Origin of the sequence: Novosphingobium sp. SG707 (assembly GCF_012275515.1) — a bacterium.
GTDB lineage: Bacteria > Pseudomonadota > Alphaproteobacteria > Sphingomonadales > Sphingomonadaceae > Novosphingobium.
In genome coordinates this window covers 400,606-418,196 of sequence record NZ_JAAZQL010000002.1, presented here as the reverse complement: position 1 = coordinate 418,196, position 17,591 = coordinate 400,606, and the positions used below count along the sequence as shown (strand labels likewise).

Annotated in this window: 14 protein-coding genes; 1 reads left to right on the top strand and 13 read right to left on the bottom strand. The window is 63.7% G+C overall.

Features of this window, described 5'->3' with window-relative positions:
• Nucleotides 1-3: 3 nt before the first annotated feature.
• The 13 genes from FHW92_RS06675 to FHW92_RS06615 form a co-directional block, all read right to left on the bottom strand.
• On the bottom strand, nt 4-882 hold the full coding sequence (locus FHW92_RS06675) for a CheR family methyltransferase (protein ID WP_282599683.1): 879 nt from the start codon (nt 880-882) through the stop codon (nt 4-6).
• Nucleotides 879-1,376 (bottom strand): chemotaxis protein CheW, encoded by a 498-nt coding sequence (locus FHW92_RS06670; RefSeq protein WP_168602475.1) that lies wholly within the window; start codon nt 1,374-1,376, stop codon nt 879-881. Before FHW92_RS06670 ends, FHW92_RS06675 begins: the two co-directional genes overlap by 4 nt.
• Nucleotides 1,373-3,184 (bottom strand): methyl-accepting chemotaxis protein, encoded by a 1,812-nt coding sequence (locus FHW92_RS06665; RefSeq protein WP_168602474.1) that lies wholly within the window; start codon nt 3,182-3,184, stop codon nt 1,373-1,375. The genes FHW92_RS06670 and FHW92_RS06665 overlap by 4 nt, the downstream gene beginning before the upstream one ends.
• A gap of 54 nt (nt 3,185-3,238) precedes the next feature.
• Nucleotides 3,239-3,712 (bottom strand): chemotaxis protein CheW, encoded by a 474-nt coding sequence (locus tag FHW92_RS06660; protein ID WP_168602473.1) that lies wholly within the window; start codon nt 3,710-3,712, stop codon nt 3,239-3,241.
• The gene (locus FHW92_RS06655) at nt 3,709-5,685 is read right to left on the bottom strand and encodes a chemotaxis protein CheA (RefSeq protein WP_168602472.1); all 1,977 of its coding nucleotides are present in this window, start codon (nt 5,683-5,685) and stop codon (nt 3,709-3,711) included. The genes FHW92_RS06660 and FHW92_RS06655 overlap by 4 nt, the downstream gene beginning before the upstream one ends.
• Nucleotides 5,682-6,050: a response regulator gene (locus FHW92_RS06650; protein WP_168602471.1), complete on the bottom strand. Its 369-nt coding sequence runs from the start codon at nt 6,048-6,050 to the stop codon at nt 5,682-5,684. Before FHW92_RS06650 ends, FHW92_RS06655 begins: the two co-directional genes overlap by 4 nt.
• Nucleotides 6,047-6,355 carry an STAS domain-containing protein gene (locus tag FHW92_RS06645; RefSeq protein ID WP_168602470.1) on the bottom strand — a complete coding sequence of 103 codons (309 nt, stop codon included), beginning with the start codon at nt 6,353-6,355 and terminating at the stop codon, nt 6,047-6,049. The genes FHW92_RS06650 and FHW92_RS06645 overlap by 4 nt, the downstream gene beginning before the upstream one ends.
• A gap of 165 nt (nt 6,356-6,520) precedes the next feature.
• Entirely contained in the window at nt 6,521-8,719 is a 2,199-nt protein-coding gene (locus tag FHW92_RS06640) for an EAL domain-containing protein (RefSeq protein ID WP_168602469.1), read from the bottom strand.
• Nucleotides 8,716-10,626, bottom strand: a complete 1,911-nt coding sequence (locus tag FHW92_RS06635; protein WP_168602468.1) for an ATP-binding protein — start codon at nt 10,624-10,626, stop codon at nt 8,716-8,718. Before FHW92_RS06635 ends, FHW92_RS06640 begins: the two co-directional genes overlap by 4 nt.
• Nucleotides 10,627-10,794: 168 nt before the next feature.
• Complete coding sequence (locus FHW92_RS06630; RefSeq protein ID WP_168602467.1) at nt 10,795-11,520, bottom strand: phosphatase PAP2 family protein; 726 nt, start codon at nt 11,518-11,520, stop codon at nt 10,795-10,797.
• A 14-nt stretch (nt 11,521-11,534) separates the two neighbouring features.
• Nucleotides 11,535-12,560 carry a PQQ-binding-like beta-propeller repeat protein gene (locus FHW92_RS06625; RefSeq protein WP_172249237.1) on the bottom strand — a complete coding sequence of 342 codons (1,026 nt, stop codon included), beginning with the start codon at nt 12,558-12,560 and terminating at the stop codon, nt 11,535-11,537.
• A 132-nt stretch (nt 12,561-12,692) separates the two neighbouring features.
• A complete protein-coding gene (locus FHW92_RS06620) occupies nt 12,693-13,322 on the bottom strand; it encodes a response regulator transcription factor (RefSeq protein ID WP_168602465.1) in 630 nt (209 codons plus the stop codon).
• Entirely contained in the window at nt 13,319-14,929 is a 1,611-nt protein-coding gene (locus FHW92_RS06615; RefSeq protein ID WP_246869978.1) for an ATP-binding protein, read from the bottom strand. Before FHW92_RS06615 ends, FHW92_RS06620 begins: the two co-directional genes overlap by 4 nt.
• A 306-nt stretch (nt 14,930-15,235) precedes the next feature.
• Here FHW92_RS06615 and FHW92_RS06610 point away from each other — a divergent pair, with 306 nt between their 5' ends.
• The gene (locus FHW92_RS06610; protein WP_168602872.1) at nt 15,236-17,566 is read left to right on the top strand and encodes a TonB-dependent receptor; all 2,331 of its coding nucleotides are present in this window, start codon (nt 15,236-15,238) and stop codon (nt 17,564-17,566) included.
• Nucleotides 17,567-17,591: the final 25 nt, after the last annotated feature.

Here is a 17,591-nt window from a genome sequence, read left to right as displayed (position 1 = left end):
CCTCTATCCCTTCTTTTTGAACACCGTGTTGGCCACGGTGATGAGCGGCAGATCGAGCCCGTGGATCGATTCCGAATGGCCAAGGATCAGATGGCCTCCGGGGCGCAGATTGTCGCACAGCCGCGCGATCACCTTGGCCTGAACATCGCGTTCGAAATAGATCAGGACGTTGCGACAAAAGATGACATCCATCGGCTCGCCCACCGGATAATGGTTGTCCATCAGGTTGAGCCGGGCAAAACCCACCTTGCGGCGCAATTCGGGGATGATGCGCCCCTCCTTGCGCTGGGGGTCGCGGGCATTGACGACATAGCGCGCGCGCATGGCCGCAGGCACCGGGGCCAGAGCGACATGCGGATAAATGCCCCGCCGCGCCTCAGCCAGAACATTGGTGTCAATGTCGGTGGCCAGAATGAAATAATCCATATCGCGTTGTTCGGCCACGAAATCATCCAGCATCATGGCCAGCGTATAGGCCTCCATGCCGGTGGATGCGGCCGCGCTCCAGCAACGGATGCGGCGGCAACGCTGCTCCCGCAATGCGGGCAGGATATGTTGGGCCAGATAGTCGAAATGACCCGGTTCGCGGAAAAAATCGGTCTTGTTGGTGGTGATGGCATTGATGAAATCATCGACGGCCTCGTCGCTGGCATAGCCCGACAGGATATGCTCGCAATAATCGTCCATGCTTTCAAACCCGCCCTCGCGCACGCGCCTGACCAGGCGGCCCTCGATCATCTGGGCCTTGGTGACGGGCATCTTGATGCCGGTTTCGGCCTGGATGTAGGCGGCCACGCGGCGGAACTGTCGGTCGCCGATCGCGGTCTTGGCCGGTTCGACGCCAAATCCCTTGCCCGCCTTTCTGTCGGAAGGGCCGCTCAAGGCACCTGTTCCCGCGTTTCGTCCGAGGACATGCCGATCATCGCGGCATCCTGACTGGTCAGCACCTTGGCGATATCGATCAGCACGACAAAGCCGCCATCCTGACGGATCACCCCGGTGATATAGTCCGAACGCCAGCGGATGCCGATGTCGGGCGCCTTTTCAATGCTTTCCCGCGCAAAGGCGCTGACCACCAACGCCCGGTCGATCACGAGTCCCAGCAGGATGATCTCGCCATCGCGCATGACCTCAAGGATCAGGATGCGCGTCAAAGGCGTCGGCTCGGCGCGCGGCAGGCCAAGGCGCAGGCGCAGGTCGATGGTCGGCACGCCAACCCCGCGCACATCGATCAGCCCCAGAAAATGCTCGGGCGCACCGGGCAGGCGGAACGTCTCCTGATAATCGAGGATCTCGCGCACCTGCTCGACCGGCACGGCAAAGACCTCGGCGCCGATGCTGAAGGTGACCGCCTGCACAGGCCCCGCCGCGGTCACGCCACGCGCTCGAAATCAAGGTCGTCGCTGTCCGGCCCGCCCTGATCCATGTCCAGCGCAAAGCCGCGCAGGCGCTCCTGCTGATGGGCCAGCGAATGGGCGCGCGGCGCGGGTTTGGCCGGACGGGCCGCCGCCTTGCGCGCAGGTTGGGCAGGTTTGGCGCGGGCGGGCGCGGCGTGGGCGGGCGAAGCATGGGCCTGATCGCCGGTGCGGAAATAGGCCATGCTCGCCTGCAATTCCTCGGCCTGCGAGGCCAGTTCCTCGGCAGTGGCCGAGATTTCCTCCGACGAACCGGCGTTCTGCTGGGTCACCTTGTCGAGCTGCTGGATCGCGGTGTTGATCTGGGCCGAGCCGATATCCTGTTCGCGGCAGGCCGCGCTGATTTCGGCCACCAGTTCGGCGGTGCGGCGAATATCGGGCACCAGACGGGTCAGCATCTCGCCCGCTTCGGCCGCCGCCTTGACCGTGTCGGCCGAGAGCGTGCTGATCTCGCTGGCCGCTTCCTGGCTGCGTTCGGCCAGTTTGCGCACTTCGGAGGCAACGACCGCAAAGCCGCGCCCATGTTCGCCCGCCCGCGCGGCCTCGACCGCAGCGTTGAGCGCCAGAAGATCGGTCTGGCGGGCGATTTCCTGCACGATGGAAATCTTGGCCGCGATGGTTTGCATCGCCACCACCGCCTTGCTGACCGCCGCGCCGCTGGCTTCGGCATCCTTGGCCGATTGGCGGGCGATCTTTTCGGTCTGGGCCGAATTGTCGGCGTTCTGCTTGATGTTGCCCGCCATTTCCTCGATCGAGCTGGAGGCTTCCTCGGTGCTGGCGGCCTGTTCGGTCGCGCCTTGCGAGAGGGTTTCGGCGCCCGATGCCATTTCCTGCGCGCCCGAGGCCACATTGCTGGCGGCAAACAGCGCACCACCCACAACATCGCTCAAACGGTCGGTCATCGCGATCAGCGCATGGCCCAGCTTGTCCTGAGAGGACAGCGCGGTGTGCTTGACCGTCAGATCGCCCCCGGCGATCTTTTCGGCCAGATTGGCCGCATCGCGCAGATTGGCCGTCATGCGATTGACCGTGTCGACCAGATCGCGGATCTCGTCCTGACTGGTCACCGCGATCTCCTGATCCAGATCGCCCAGCGCCACCGCATCCAGCGCCAGCCGCACCCGCGCCAGCCCATGCGTGACGGTCCGCGAAATCCAGAACGCGCCCGCCATGCCCACGATCAGCGCCACAGCGGCGGTGATCAGCAGGGTCGTGCGCGAACTGTTGTACAGTTCGTCGGTTTGGGCATTGGCGCGGTCCATGTCCCTTTGCGCGGCATCGACCAACTGGCCGAGAACAGAGCTCATGGCATTGGCCATTTCGCGCGATTTGGTGATCGAAACGACGCCCGCCTCGGCATTCTTGTTGGCCAGCCCAAGGCTGCGCACCTGATCCTCAACCGGAATGAAATCGGCCCAGCGGGTCTGGAGCTGCGCCCAGAGGGGGCGCGTTTCGGCCGTCGCACCCGCGCTGCCCTGCGCCAGCAAGGCCTGCGCCTCGTTGCGCGCCTTCAACAGGTCGCCGTCAAACTTGCGCGTCATCGCGTCATCCGTGGTCAGCGCCATGTTCTTTTCCATGCGCAGCACGTAATTGATCTTGCCATCCAGCGTCAGCGCCCGCTGCTGACGCTTGGCCGGGCCGGTGATCACATTGGAAATCGCATCATTCAACGCGCTCATGCGCATCACGCCGACCGTCACCACGGCCGCCATCAACAGGATCAGAACGGCAAAGACACCGATCAGTTTTGCACGAATAGTTGCATTCATCACACGCCACCTTTGGGCTAGATATTTATATCGGAATGGACGGAGTGGCCCCGCCTAGGGCGCCGCGCCCGCACGCACAGATTGCGCCAGACTTTCGGCAAAGATCAGTTCGAGATCGGGCAGGATCACGAATTGCCCCTGAGGCCGGGCGATGGCGCGGATGAAATCGGCGCGCCAGCGCATGCCCACAGGCGGCGCCTCCTCCACCGGCACGCCCTCCATCGCGGCCACATCCAGCACCTTGTCCGCGACCAGACCGATGGTGGTGGGCTCGCCCTCAACCTCGGCCTCGATGACGATGACGCGCGTGTCCTCGCCATGATCGGCGTGCGCCATGCCAAAGGCCACGGCCAGATCGGTCAAAGGCACAATCGCCCCGCGCACATTGATCAGCCCGCTGGCAAAACCGGGCGCGCCCGGCACGCGGGTGATCGCGGGCACTTCAAGGATCTCGCGCACCGCCTGCGCGTCGATGGCAAAGATTTCGCCATCCAGCGCAAAGGTCAAAACACGTTCGGGAATGCTCATGCCACTTCCCCCGCTCTCTCGCCCAGCAGGCGCTGGTTCTTTTGCGCCGCAACGATCAGATTACCCACGTCAAGGATCAGCGCGACATTGCCGTCGCCAAGGATCGTGGCGCCTGAAAAGCTGCCTTGCCCCGCGTGGAAGCGCGACAGGGATTTGATGACGGTCTGGGTGTTGCCGATGATCTGATCGACGACGAGGCCGACCCGGCCCCGGCCCTGCCCGACGATCACCACCTTTTGGAACAGGTCCGCCGGATAATCGGTGCCGAATGTGTCGCGCAGGCGCAGATAGGGCACCAGTTCGCCGCGCACATCGAGGAAATTGCGCCGCGCGGTCGAAGTCACCTCGGCGGCGGGCAATTCGATGCATTCCTCCACCACGGACAGCGGGATGGCGTAACTCCCCTCGCCCACGCGTACCAACATGCATTCGATGATCGCCAGCGTCAGCGGCAGATGCAACGTCATGGTCGTGCCCATGCCCGGCGTGCTGGCGATGTCGATCGTGCCGCGCAGGCTTTCGATGCTGCGCTTGACCACATCCATGCCCACGCCCCGGCCCGACAGGTTGGTGATCGCCGCCGCCGTCGAAAATCCGGGATGAAAGATCATCTGGAACAATTCGCCATCGCCAAGGATCGCGCCCGGCTGGATCAGCCCCTGCGCCTCGGCCTTGGCGCGCACGCGCTCGCGGTCGATGCCCTTTCCATCGTCGGTGATGGCGATCAGCACCTCGCCGCCCGCCTGCCGCGCCGACAATGTCAGGCGGCCCGTCACCGGCTTGCCCGCCGCCACGCGGTCATCGGCGGCTTCCAGCCCGTGATCGCAGGAATTGCGGATCAGATGGATCATCGGATCGGCCAGACGCTCGATCACCGTCTTGTCGACCTCGGTCGCCTCGCCATGCGTGACCAGTTCGATGGTCTTGCCCGTTTCGCGCGCCAGATCGTGGACAAGGCGGCGGAAACGGCCGAACAGATTGCCCACCGGCATCATCCGCATCGCCATCGTCGTATCGCGCAACTCGGCCGACAGGCGCTCGATATCCTCCGACACCGCGCGCAGCGTCAGTTCGTTGACCGGGCCGACGCTGGAGGCCAATTGCGCCAGACGGCTCTGCGCGATCACCAGTTCGCCCACGCGGTTCATCAATTCATCCAGACGTTCGGCGGCCACGCGCACGCTTTCCTGCGCGGGCGGTGCGGCTTTAGCCACCGGCTGAGGCGCGGCCAGCACTGTGGCGACGGGCAGAACCTCGACCGGCTCGTCGCTTTCGGGCTCCTCGATGAGAGGGGTGATCGCCAGATCCATGTCGTCGATGACAAAGATGAAGACATCCTCGATGTCCTCGCAGGTCACATCGCCCTCGATCACGATGTCCCAGTAGATATAGCATTCGGTGGGCACGAGAGAAGCCAGCGGCGGCAGTTCATCAAGGCGCGGCGTAATCCGGCAGTCGCCAAGCTCGCGCAATTCATCCAGCAAGGGCAAGGGATTGGTGCCGTTGACCATCGCGCCGGGGGGCAGCTTGAAGGAAATGTGCCAGCCCTTGCGCTCGGCCTGAACAGGCCGGGGAACGGCCACGCCCTCGCTGTTGGCAACCGCCTTTTCCAGCGCGGAGAGGATCGCCTCGCCCGCCACCTCCAGCATGGGGTCGCCCTGCGTGCCCACATCGATCAGCGCCTGCATATGATCGCGCGCCGAGAGGACCACGCCGATCAGCGCCTGCGAGGCCTCGGCATGGCCCTTGCGCACGCGGTCAAAGGCAGTTTCGCAATGGTGGGTGAAACGCGCCAGCGCCTCAAAGCCGAACATCGCACCCGACCCTTTAAGGGTGTGGAGCCCGCGAAACACCTCGTCGACCAGCCCGGTATTGGTCGAATCCCCGGCCAGATCGAGCAGCGCCGCCTCGACAGAATCGAGCAGTTCTGCTGCCTCCACCCGAAAGGCGGCTACCGGATCATCCTCGCTCATCGGCCAAGAACCTTGCGGGCGATCTTGACCAGTTGATCGGCGTTAAACGGTTTGACCAGCCAGCCCGTCGCGCCTGCCGCCTTGGCCTGTCCCTTGACGCCATCATCGCTTTCCGTGGTCAGAAAGATGATCGGCACACCGGTCTGCTTGCCGCTCTTGCGGATTTCGCGGATCATGGTCAGCCCGTCCATGCGCGGCATGTTCAGATCGGTGATGATCATGTCGAAACGCTGGGCGCCCGCCTTGGTCAATCCTTCCATGCCGTCGCCCGCCTCGGTGACGGTATAGCCCGCCCCCGTCAGCGCGATGCGCACCGCCATGCGCAGGCTGGAGGAATCATCAACGGTAAGAATGGACGCGCTCATGCGGGGATAACTCCGTGGAACCAGAAATCGATATCGGCATGGGTCTGGGGATAAAGGCCGGTGCGGGCCAGCAGCGAGATCAGCACCGGATTGGCAGGCGCGGTCAGGCGAAACTGGCGATGATTGGCCTCGGCCTCGGCCCGTGCGGCAAGGATCAGTTGCACCACGCCCAGATCGCCCTGTTCCAGACGGTCCACGTCCAGATCGACATCCTGTCCGGCCAGAAAGGCCTCGCACAGCGCCTCATGCGCCGCGCCGATTGTCTGCAGCGTTACATCCTGTGCCAGCTTTACCAAAATCGCCATTGTCCAAGCCCGCCCTGCCAAGGGTCAACCAGAATGCCCTTGCGTCAGGTTGGTTTATCAAAAGCGTGTAGATGGTTGCTTTGGGAGGGACTGCGTAAAGTCACGCAGTCGGGGGGAAATCATAAGGCGCCCGAGGGGCAAAATCGGCGCGCGCCTGCCCGGTTCTCAATCGCGGTCCGACCGGCCGTCCCCGATCTGGCGCGGGCCGATCGCATGGGACAACACCTGCGCCACATCCTCGGCCGCCAGTGGGCGGCTGAAGAGGAAACCCTGCATTTCCGAACAAATCTGGCGCTTGAGATAATCGAGCTGCTCGCGGCTCTCGACCCCTTCGGCCACACAGCCCAGTCCCAGATTTTGCGCCAGCGAGAGGATGCCCTGCACCACGGCGGCGGCATTGGGCTCGGTGGCCACCTCGCTCATGAAGGTGCGGTCGATCTTGATCCGGTCGAGCGGAAAGCGGCGCAGATAGGACAACGAAGACCAGCCCGTGCCGAAATCATCGAGCGAGAGGGTTACGCCCAATGTCTTGAGATCATTCATGATCTGGATCGTCACCTCGGTATCGTCCAGCGTCAGGCTCTCGGTCAGTTCCAGTTCGAGCCATTGCGGGTCCATGCCCGAAATCTCCAGCGCGCGCCTGACGCTCCTGACGATATCGCCGCGATAGAATTGCTGGGCCGAAAGGTTGACCGCCATGCGGATCGGCGGATGCCCCGCCCTCTGCCAAGCCACATTCTGGCGGCAGGCCTGTTCCAGCACCCATTCGCCCACCTCGACGATCAGCCCCAGTTCCTCAAGCAGCGGCACAAAGACCGAGGGCAGCACCAGCCCCTGCACCGGATGGTTCCAGCGCAGCAAGGCCTCGACCCCGGTCACGTGGTAACCATCCAGGGCGACCTGCGGCTGGTAATACAGGGTGAACTCGCCGTTGACGCAGGCCATGTGAATATCATTGGCCAATTCCTGCCAACGCATCGTGGCCTCATTCATCGCCGGGGTGAAATGGCGGTGGATGCCGCGCCCGTTGCCCTTGGCGTCATACATGGCGGTGTCGGCCGAACGCAGCAGCTTGGCCGGGTCCTCGCCGTCCTGCGGAAATGTGCTGACGCCAATGCTGCCGCCGATGTGCAACTGGTGCTGCTCGATCAGGAACGCGCTTTTGAGCGCCTGAAGCACCTTGGCCGCCACCACATCGACATCGCCCGCATGAGCCACATCGCCCAGCAGGATGACAAATTCATCGCCCCCCAGCCGCGCCGCCGTATCGCATTCGCGCAGGCAGGAGCGCAGCCGGTCCGCCACGGTCTGCAACAGCATATCGCCCACATGATGGCCCAGCGAATCGTTGATATGCTTAAAATGGTCCAGATCGAGCATCATCACGGCGACCTGCTGACCGCTGCGCCGGGCCTGCGCAACGGCCTGTCCCAGCCGATCGGTCAACAGCGTGCGGTTGGGCAGACCCGTCAGCGCATCATGCAGCGCCATATAGCGGATGCGGGCCTCTGCCTCCTTGCGGTCGTTGATATTGCGGAAATTGAACAGGACCACCTGACGCTGATCGGTTTCATAGGTTCGCGCGATCACTTCGGCATGGGTGACCACACCGCTGGCGGCGGTCAATTCCCAATCGTCATATTTCACCATGCCAAGGCGCATGGATTCCCGCAGCATCGCCTCGCCAAAAGTCATGCGGGCCGCGGCGGCCAGTTCCCAGATCGTTTTGCCCAGCACATCGGCCGGGTCATGGCTGAACATATCCATGGCGGCGGGGTTCGCGTCAAACACCTCGCCGGACTGCGCGTCGACCAGCATCAGCCCATCGGGCGCCGTTTCGAACAGGCGGCGATAGCTGACCTCGGAGCGTTTCAGGTTCACCTCGGCAATATGGCGCGCGGCCATTTCCATTTCGAGCCTGGCATTCCTGGCCGCCAGATTCCTCTGGGCATTGCGAAGGCTCAGATGCGTGCGCACGCGGGCCAGCATTTCCTCGGTCTGGAACGGCTTGCTGATATAATCGACCCCGCCCGCCTGAAAGGCCGACACCTTGTCATTCACATCGGTCAGCGCCGTCATGAAGATCACGGGAATTTCGGCGGTCAGCGGATTGGCCTTCAGTCGCCGGCAGGTTTCAAACCCGTCGATGCCCGGCATCATCACATCCAGCAGGATCAGGTCGGGCTGGCCCAGTTCGGCACGTTTCAGGCCTTCCATCCCGTCCTGCGCGACGGTGACATTATAGTTGTTGTCCTCCAGATGTTCGCCCACCACGCCCAGATTGACGGGATTGTCATCCACCACCAGAATGGTCTGAACCTGCGCGCCCGCATCGGCAACGAAAGCGCCCGACATGTCGCTCATGGCCGCTTCTCCATGCTGGCCTCGACCATTGCGAGCAGGGCCTGCGATTGAAACGCGCGAGCCATGCGCGTGATCATCTCGGCAAAGACGCGATAGGCCGGATCAAGCGCGGCAATCCTCTCGGCCTCGCCGCGCACCGCGCGCATATTGCCCGCCTCCACCGCTTGATACAGCGCGCCCAGCACATCGGGCGCGGGAATGGTCATGGCATCATCCTTGGCCTCGGCCTGTTCGACCACCCATTCCAGCCCGACCGCCTCGCCCACCAGCCGGATCATCTCGGCCCGGTCCAGCGGCTTGGGCAGGAAGGAGCGCGCGCCGGCCGCCAGCGCGGCGGCCTGATTTTGCGGCGAGATGCCAGAGGATACCGCGATGATCGGGACATGGCGCAAGCCTTTGTGTTCCCCCAGCGCGTGGATCGCCTCCAGCCCGTCCATGCCAGGCATACGGATGTCCATCAGGATCAGATCGGGCGGCGAGGCGATGGCCTGCGCAATCCCATCCTGCGCATTGGGCGCCTGTTCAACGATAAAGCCCAGATCGGCCAGCAGCGCAGCCAGCACTTCGCGGTTGGCGGTGATGTCATCGACGATCAGCACCCGGCGCCGGTCGCCGCGATAGCCGGTGCATTCGGCCGGATTGACCCCGCCGTCCGCCTGGCGGTGCGACACGGCCAAATCAAGGTCGAACCAGAACAGGCTGCCCTCACCCACCGCGCTTTCGACCTTGAGCGTGCCATCCATCAATTCGATCAACTGGCGGCTGATCGACAGGCCAAGCCCGGTGCCGCCCGAACGCTTGTCATTGGCGCCCACCTGTTCAAATGGCATGAAGATCGCGGACAGATCCTGCGCGGCGATCCCCACCCCGGTGTCGCGCACCGCGAAATTGAGCCGCACGTTCTGGCCGCTGATCATCAGTACGCTGGCGCACAGCGTCACCCGGCCCCGGTCGGTGAATTTGACCGCATTGCCCAGCAGGTTGAGCAACACCTGACGCAGCCGCTTTTCATCGGCCAGCACGAAATCAGGCAGATCGGGGGCCAGATCGCAGGCAAAATCCAGCGCCTTTTCCTCGGTCCGCACGCGCATGATCGCCGCGATCCCATTGAGGAATCCGCGCAGGTCGATGCTGGCGGGATAAAGCTCCAGCTTGCCCGCCTCGATTTTCGACAGATCCAGAATGTCATTGATCAGCGTGAGCAGATGCTGGCCGCTGTCATGGATGGTGCGGGCGGCGTGCTGGTGGCGCTCCTCGATGCCCTTTTCGCGCATCAGCAATTGGGCATAGCCCATCACGGCATTGAGCGGCGTGCGCAATTCATGGCTCATATTGGCCAGAAAATTCGACTTGGCCTGGCTGGCGCTTTCGGCCACGGATCGGGCAATGTCCAGTTCGCGGCTGCGGTCGGCCAGTTGGGCCTGAATGCTTCGGCGCTCGGCGATTTCGGCCTGCAATTGCTCGATGGCCGCATCGCGCTCCTCGACCCGCGCGGCCAGCGCCTCATTGGCCAGCCGCAATTGCGCGGGCGATGGAATGGCCAGCAGCTTGGGCATCAGCGGCCAGAGCGCGGCGGCCGTTGCCACCGAAACCACGGCGGTCAGCGCCTTGACCAGCGCCTGAATGCCGTAAATCGGATGCCACAGGGTGATGATCGAAATGACATGCGTGGCCCCGCAGGCCAGAATGAACACCGCAAAGCAGATGAACACCCAGCTGAACGCGATATCGCCGCGCTTGCGCACCAGCATGACCAGCGCGACCGGGATGGTGAAATAGGCCAGCGCCGTGATCGCATCGGCCATCACATGCGTCCAGATCAGTTCCGGTTGCCACAGCAGGCAGAAGCCATGCGGGGCATAACCATGATCATTCAGAATATTATGAAAATACCGCAGCAAGGCCATGCCTTTCATCCACCCAAACGCGGATGATTTAACACGGCATCTTTTTATATATTGCGGACCGCACCTCAGGCAAAATAGAGAAAACCACCTATGCTTTCGTATTAGGCAGATTTACCCATAACAGGCCCGCCGCCCCGCTCGGGCGCAAGCGGCAGGCCCCGACAGGCGTCAGATCCGGTTCAATTCCACCCTTGCCGCCGCCACCTTGTCGGCCAGACGCGGATCGTTGAGCAAGAGCGTGGCCGCCAGCGTGCCGATCACCTCGCTGGCCTGAATGTCGCTGGCGTAATGCGCGCCGCAATATTCGCGGCTCATCGCATAATCCTGTGCGCGGTCCATGATTCTGTCCGCCTTGGCGGGCAACAGCCGCGCCAGAGCCACACCCACCGCATAGCCCAGCGTCGAATGGCCCGAGGGATAGGAGCGATAGGCAGGCTTGGCCGGATCGACCTTGCCTTCGCAAAAAGGCAGCGAGGCATCCGCGCTGTAGGGCCGCATGCGATGGAAATGATCCTTGGCAATGCTGGCCACGACAGCGGATTCATGGTTGACGATTTCCAGCAATTCCCACGTCGCGGGCAGTTTTTTTAGATCGACGCCCAGCGTTTCGTTAAAGACCGCCGGGTCCTCGTGGATCGCATCCTGATAGGCCTGCTTCAAACGCTGAGGGCTGGCGCCGGCGATCAACTGGTGCAACATGGCCAGCTCGCGCGCATTGGCGGGCATATCCCTGGCCACCGGCGCGGGCAGGATCAGCACCGGCTGGAACAGCGTGGCATCCAGATATTGCAGTGTTTTGGGCTTGGCAGGCGCGTTTTGCGCCAAGGCGGCCGTGGGCACCATCGCAGGCATGGCCACCGCCAGCAGGGCAGCGCTCAGTATCGCTTTCATCATCGCGAATTCCTTCCTCAGGCTTTGGGCGACACAACCAGAATGACGAAACTGCCCGGCACCGGCTTGCCGCGCTTGGCCCCGGCCTCGGGCGCGGCCAGCGTGGCGGCGGGCAGATAGACCCGGCCATCGCGCGGGTCCACAGCGCCGGTCTTGGCGCCGATCTGGGTGGGGATGACCTGCGCCACGGCGATATGATCGGGGCGGCGGATGTCGAGCGCGACCAGCGTGCCGCTGCCGCCGCAGGGGATGAAGGCCAGCCCGCGCTCCTCGTCGGCGATGACCGCATCGGCATCCTTGCCAATGGGCAGCCTGGCCACGGCCTTGCCGCTGGCCACATCGGCCACCACCGCCACGCCATTGGCGCAGGCCGAGATCAGCCGCTTGCCCCCGGCCACCATCGCCAGCCCCGTGGGGCCGACGCAACCGGGCATGGCAATCTTGCGCAGCACCCGGCCCGCCTTCAGATCGACCTCGGCAATCCTGTTCTCATCCTCAAGATTGACAAAGGCCCCGCCGCGCCCGTTGCTGACCGCAAATTCCAGCCCGCCTGCCAGCTTCATCGTGCCGGTCACAGCATGGGTCTTGGCGTCGATGCTGGTGATCGTGTCGCTGCCGGGGCTCATGACGGCAATCCGGCCGGTGGCGGCATCGTAAAACGCCGCGTCCGGCTTCTTGCCGCTGGGCACCTGCGCGATCACCTTGCCACTGGCTACTTCAACAAAGCGGGTCAGGCCGCTCTTGCCGTCGGTTTCCACAAGGGTCGCGCCATCGTCGATCAGGATCACCTGATGCGCGCCCTCGGCGCTGGTGACCGCGTCGGTCACCTTGCGCGTGGCCAGATCGAGCGCCATCACCGCATTGCTGCGCGCCACATACAGCACGCCGCGCGGGGCATCGACGCGCGCATAATCCCAGCCGCCATCGGCCCCGGCGATCCTGTCGGTCACGCTGTAATTCACGCGGGTCTGCGCGGCGACGGGCGCGGCCGCGATCATTGCGGCCAAAAGGCCGGTGCCTGCCCATTTCGTTCCGGTCATCATTGTCGGTGTCCTGTCCGGCCGACAGTCCGATCCTGCCGCGCTCGATAGGTGGCGGGTAGGAACCATTTATGACAGATAGATGACAAGCCGCCCCCGGCCCCGCAGAATGCCGCAAATGACAAATTTAGAATGTCAGCGACCGCCCTCTCCCCCGCGCACCAGCAGCGCCAGTTCGGTGCGATTGCCCACATTCAGCCGGTCGAAGATGCGGTGGAGATAGACCTTCACCGAGCCTTCGGAAATGGCTAGGTTTTCAGCAATTTCGCGGTTGCGCAGGCCCGCCGCCACCCCTTCGACGATCCGCCGGTCGCGCTCGCCAAGCGCATCGAGCGGGTTGGCTGGCGAGGGCTGCGAGGCCAGCATAAAGGCCCGCTCCATCATCGCCATCGAGATCGCCCGCGTTCCGGCCATCACCGTGTCGATGGCCTCCTTCAAGGCCGAGGCATCGCTGTCTTTCAGCAGGATGCCGTTGACGCCCAGCCGAATCGCGGCAACCAGACTGGCATCGTCGATCTCGGCCGCCAACATCAGCACAGGCCGGGTATCGCCCTGCGCCCGCAGCGCCTCCAGCACCGCCACCCCATTGCGCCCCGGCATCCGTAGATCGACGATCACCAGATCGGGGTCCTTTTCCGCCACCGCCGCCAGCGCCGCATCGCCATCGCCCACCGAGGCCACAATCGCAAAACCCAGACTGCCCAGCACCTGCTCCAGCCCGGCGCGCAAAAACGCATGATCGTCGGCAATGACGATTCTGGTCATCCGGCAGGCTCCATGGGCAGAGTTACAAGCACGCGCGTTTGCCCGTGGATCAGCCCGATGGTCAAGCCCCCTCCCAGCCTTGCCACGCGCGCGGCGATAGATTGCGGGGGATCGCCCAACGCATCGGGGGCAAAGCCGATGCCATCGTCGACAATGGCCATGCTCAGCCCGCCGTCGGTGGTGTCCAGTTCGACACGGACATGGCGCGCCTGTCCATGGCGGGCGGCATTGGCGGTGGCCTCGCGCAGGATCTGCTGGATCTCGAAATTGAGCGCGGTGGGTACGATGATCGGCCCCTCCCCCTCCGCCGACACCGATACCGACACCGCCACCAGCCATTGCGCGGAAAGCTGGTCGGCCAGCGGGATCAGTTCCTGAAGCAGGTCGCGCTGCCCCGGCTGGATCTGGCCCTGACGCAGGCGCTCGATGATGGCGCGCACATGGCCCTGTTCGGCCGCCAGCCCGGCGCAGAGCAGGTCGATGTCATCAGGCGCGGCCGTCCCTTGCGCCAGTTTATAGCGCAAGGCCTCCAGCCGGAATTTCGCCCCGGCCAGCGTTTGCACCACGCTGTCATGCAGATCGGCGGCGATCTGGGTGCGCAGGCGCGACATGGCCACTTCGCGCGCCATGGCCTCGGTTTCCTCCTCATCCATCGCGGCAGCCACTTCGCGCACCACGCTTTTGGCAGCAAAGAGATCGTCGCAATTGAGGCCCGCTATGCCCGTCAGCACCAGTTGCCCGCGCCCGGTGCGCCCGATGATCGGCAAGGACAGGCCCTGCGCCCCCGCAAAGCCCGCGATCAGCCCCTCCATCGGCGCGGGCGCCATGGCCACCATGCGATCCTGATCATTGAGGAGCAGCGCGCGGCGACGCGGAGCATCGAACACCATGCCGCCCGCCGGCAAAGGCAGATCCAGAGCGGCCAGTTCCGGCCCCTCGCCCATCTTGCCGCAAGTGCGGATGACAGGGCGGCTCTCACCCTGCGCCATCCATGCAATGGCGCCCCCGGCCGCGCCATAGGCCCCCATCGCATAATCCAGCACCCCGGCCAGAGGGTCCTGTGCCTGCTCGGGCCTTATGTATCGTGCCACGGGCACATTCTGTCGGTTGAAGGCGAACCAGCCCAGCATCAGCGAGAGCAGCGCCAGCGTGCTGAAGCGGCGGATGAATTTGGTCGTGTCGAAATGAAACTCGCCCCATTCGACCAGCAGCCCCGCCAGCAGGAAACAGGCCGCCAGCCCCACCGCGATCAGCAGGATGCTCCGCCTGTTCCACCGCGTGGCCGAATTGAGCATCAGAAAGGCGAAGAAGGCCATGAAGGAGCTGAAGAAATCCAGCGTCACCGCCTCGGTCAGATAGAGACCGACAAGGAAGGTGGCGACATCGACCGCAAAGGCCGCCCGCGCCAGCCGGAAATCATACCACCAGCTTTGCGCCGCCACCGCCAGCATCATCAGCGCAAAGACCAGATAGGCGCCAAACAGCCACACCGTTTCGGCCCCGCCCTGCGCATGATGATGCGGCGCCATCCAGAGCCACACCGCAAACAGGGCCGCCATCAAACTGCGCATCACGGCCAGAACCAGACCAGAACGCGATCGGGTCAAACCCGGTTCCTTTCCTGATGTTGCGGCATGGCCTTCTTCCTTGGCATGAATTTCGGCCCAGTCAATGCGGCCCTTTCATCAGGGTGCGCACGCACCAAGCCCCAGGAAAGGACATCTGAGAAGAATGCTTCCGAATCGTCACAAAAGTGCAAACATCGATGGATAGAGGGCGCTGTAACTTACCTATTAACTAAAGTTACTGCCAACAGCAGCCATCCTCTCCAACCCTGGCTGCACCCCTCGGAGGAATATCAGGTGAAACATTCCAAGGCCCTTCTGGCCCTGCCGTTGAGCGCGCTTGTGCTGATGAATGCGGGCGTTGCCCATGCAGCCGACGCCGCCCCGGCGGAAGGCAACGGCACCGGACTGACCGACATTGTCGTGACCGCCACCAAGCGCGAAACCAACCTGCAGAAGACCCCGGTGGCCATCTCGGTGGTCAGCGAGCAGGTCATCAAGGACCGCCATGTTCAAAGCCTGATCGACCTGGCCGATGGCGGCGTGCCCTCGCTGCGCGTGGCCACCTTCGAAGCGCGCCAGTCGGCACTGACGGTCGGCATCCGCGGCATCGTCCCCTTTGACCAGAACCAGACCGCCCGCGACAGCGGCGTCGGCGTCTATATCGACGGCGTGTATCTCGCCCGCTCGCAGGGCCTGAACGCCGCGCTGTTCGACGTTTCGCGCATCGAAGTGCTGAAAGGTCCGCAGGGCACCCTGTTTGGCCGCAACACCGAAGGCGGCGCCGTCAGCATCGTGACGCGCGACCCCAGCGGCCAGTTCGGCGGCCGCTTCTCGGCAGGCGTGGGCAATTACGGCAGCCACACCGCCGAGGGCCATCTGGACCTGCCCGAATTCAACAATATCGCGGTCAAGATCGACGCGGTGGAACAGCATCAGGACGCCACCGTCAAGAACCCGCTGGCCGGGCAAGCCGGGTGGAACCAGTATGAGCGCGTGGGCGGCCGCATCAGCGCCAAGTGGACCCCGATTCAGGGCTTCTCGGCGCTGGTGTCCTATGACAAGGGCCGCGACGAAAACACGCCCAATTTCAGCCAGCTCATCAACTACAACCCCAATGGCCTGCCGGTCGGAACCTACAACGGCTCCAGCCTGACGCTGAACGGCGCCAACTGCACCGCTGGCAAGACCTGCATCGCCCCGCTCTCGCCGCTGGTCACCCCCACGGGCGGCAACCGCCTGTCGACGGCCCCGATCGGCGTGCCCCAGCAGCCCAGCGTCGACCGCACCGAAGGCACCTCGCTGCACCTGAACTATAAGGTGATGCCGGGCATGGAGCTGCGCTCGATCACGGCATGGCGCCGTGTTTCGACCGAGCAGTGGGACAATTCGGGCGGCGCGGCGCGCACCATCTTTGCCCCCAACACCGCTTTCAGCCGCTACAGCCTGTCTTACCTGAACCAGCGTCAGTTCAGCCAGGAACTGCAACTGGTCGGCAGCATCCCGCAGGTCGACTATGTGCTGGGCGGCTATTACTTCAACGAACGCGCCCAGGAACAGGCATCGACCCCTTCGTCGAACACCTGGAATGCGGACGGCACCGGCTATACGATCAACAGCGAAACGGTCTCGGGCGCTGTCACCTCGAAAAATCAGGGCTGGGCCATCGGTCAGCAGTTCCTGCAGCGCGCCAGCGAAGCCTATGCCCGCAGCTATGCCGCGTTTGGCCAGATGACCTATACGCCCGAATGGCTGGACAACAAATTCCACCTGACGCTGGGCGGCCGCTACACCAATGAAAAGCGTCACGGCACGCTTTACTTGGTGCAGGGCATTTCGTCGAACTTCCTGTTCAACGAAAGCGTCAGCCGCTTCGACCCGCTGGCGGTTGCCGCCTATGAGTTGACGCGCAACGTCAACCTCTATGCCAAATATTCGACCGGCTATCGCGCCGGCGGCGCCAATGACCGTTCGCAGACCTTCAACTCGTTTGGCCCCGAAGTCGTGCGCTCGTATGAAATCGGCACCAAGATGGACCTGATGGACCATCACGTTCGCCTCAACCTGGCCGGTTACATGATGGACCGCACCGGCACGCAGACCGACTTCGACAATGTCGACACCAATCCCAACAGCCCGACCTTCAACCTGCACACCGAGGAAACCCGCAACGCGCCGGGCACGTCCAAGATCCGCGGCATCGAGGCCGACCTTACGGTCAAGCCGGCCGAAGGCGTCACGCTGGGCGCGTCCTACGCCTACACCTACACCTTTGTTCCGCCCACGGCCAATCCGTTCCTGAACAATGCCCTGTATCAGGTCTATACGGTCTATACGCCGCGCAATGCCGCCTCGGCCTATGCCGATTACGTTATGCCGGTGAACGCCAATGGCAGCGAGGTGCGCGTGCATCTGGACGCCAACTATGCCCAGTCGCAGTACAGCTTCCAGAACGAGCCGGTGAAGACCGACGCCAGCTTCGTCGTCAACGGCCGCATCGCTCTGGCCTCGGTGCCGATGAGCGGCGCGACCAAGGCGACCTTCTCGGTGTGGAGCCGCAACTTGTTCAACACCACCTACATCTATCGCCGCTCGGGCGCGAATGATGCGGTGTTGGGCGATTACGGCAACTTCAACTCGCCCCGCACCTTCGGCGGCGAGGTGCAGATCACCTTCTAATCGGCATTACCCCACACGAGGTGCA

What these genes read in the sequence shown, in the direction of transcription:
- FHW92_RS06665 (WP_168602474.1), bottom strand. Translation starts at nt 3,184, where the DNA reads ATGAATGCAACTATTCGTGCAAAACTGATCGGTGTCTTTGCCGTTCTG.
- FHW92_RS06660 (WP_168602473.1), bottom strand. Translation starts at nt 3,712, where the DNA reads ATGAGCATTCCCGAACGTGTTTTGACCTTTGCGCTGGATGGCGAAATC.
- FHW92_RS06655 (WP_168602472.1), bottom strand. Translation starts at nt 5,685, where the DNA reads ATGAGCGAGGATGATCCGGTAGCCGCCTTTCGGGTGGAGGCAGCAGAA.
- FHW92_RS06650 (WP_168602471.1), bottom strand. Translation starts at nt 6,050, where the DNA reads ATGAGCGCGTCCATTCTTACCGTTGATGATTCCTCCAGCCTGCGCATG.
- FHW92_RS06645 (WP_168602470.1), bottom strand. Translation starts at nt 6,355, where the DNA reads ATGGCGATTTTGGTAAAGCTGGCACAGGATGTAACGCTGCAGACAATC.
- FHW92_RS06640 (WP_168602469.1), bottom strand. Translation starts at nt 8,719, where the DNA reads ATGAGCGACATGTCGGGCGCTTTCGTTGCCGATGCGGGCGCGCAGGTT.
- FHW92_RS06635 (WP_168602468.1), bottom strand. Translation starts at nt 10,626, where the DNA reads ATGGCCTTGCTGCGGTATTTTCATAATATTCTGAATGATCATGGTTAT.
- FHW92_RS06630 (WP_168602467.1), bottom strand. Translation starts at nt 11,520, where the DNA reads ATGATGAAAGCGATACTGAGCGCTGCCCTGCTGGCGGTGGCCATGCCT.
- FHW92_RS06625 (WP_172249237.1), bottom strand. Translation starts at nt 12,560, where the DNA reads ATGATGACCGGAACGAAATGGGCAGGCACCGGCCTTTTGGCCGCAATG.
- FHW92_RS06620 (WP_168602465.1), bottom strand. Translation starts at nt 13,322, where the DNA reads ATGACCAGAATCGTCATTGCCGACGATCATGCGTTTTTGCGCGCCGGG.
- FHW92_RS06610 (WP_168602872.1), top strand. Translation starts at nt 15,236, where the DNA reads ATGAATGCGGGCGTTGCCCATGCAGCCGACGCCGCCCCGGCGGAAGGC.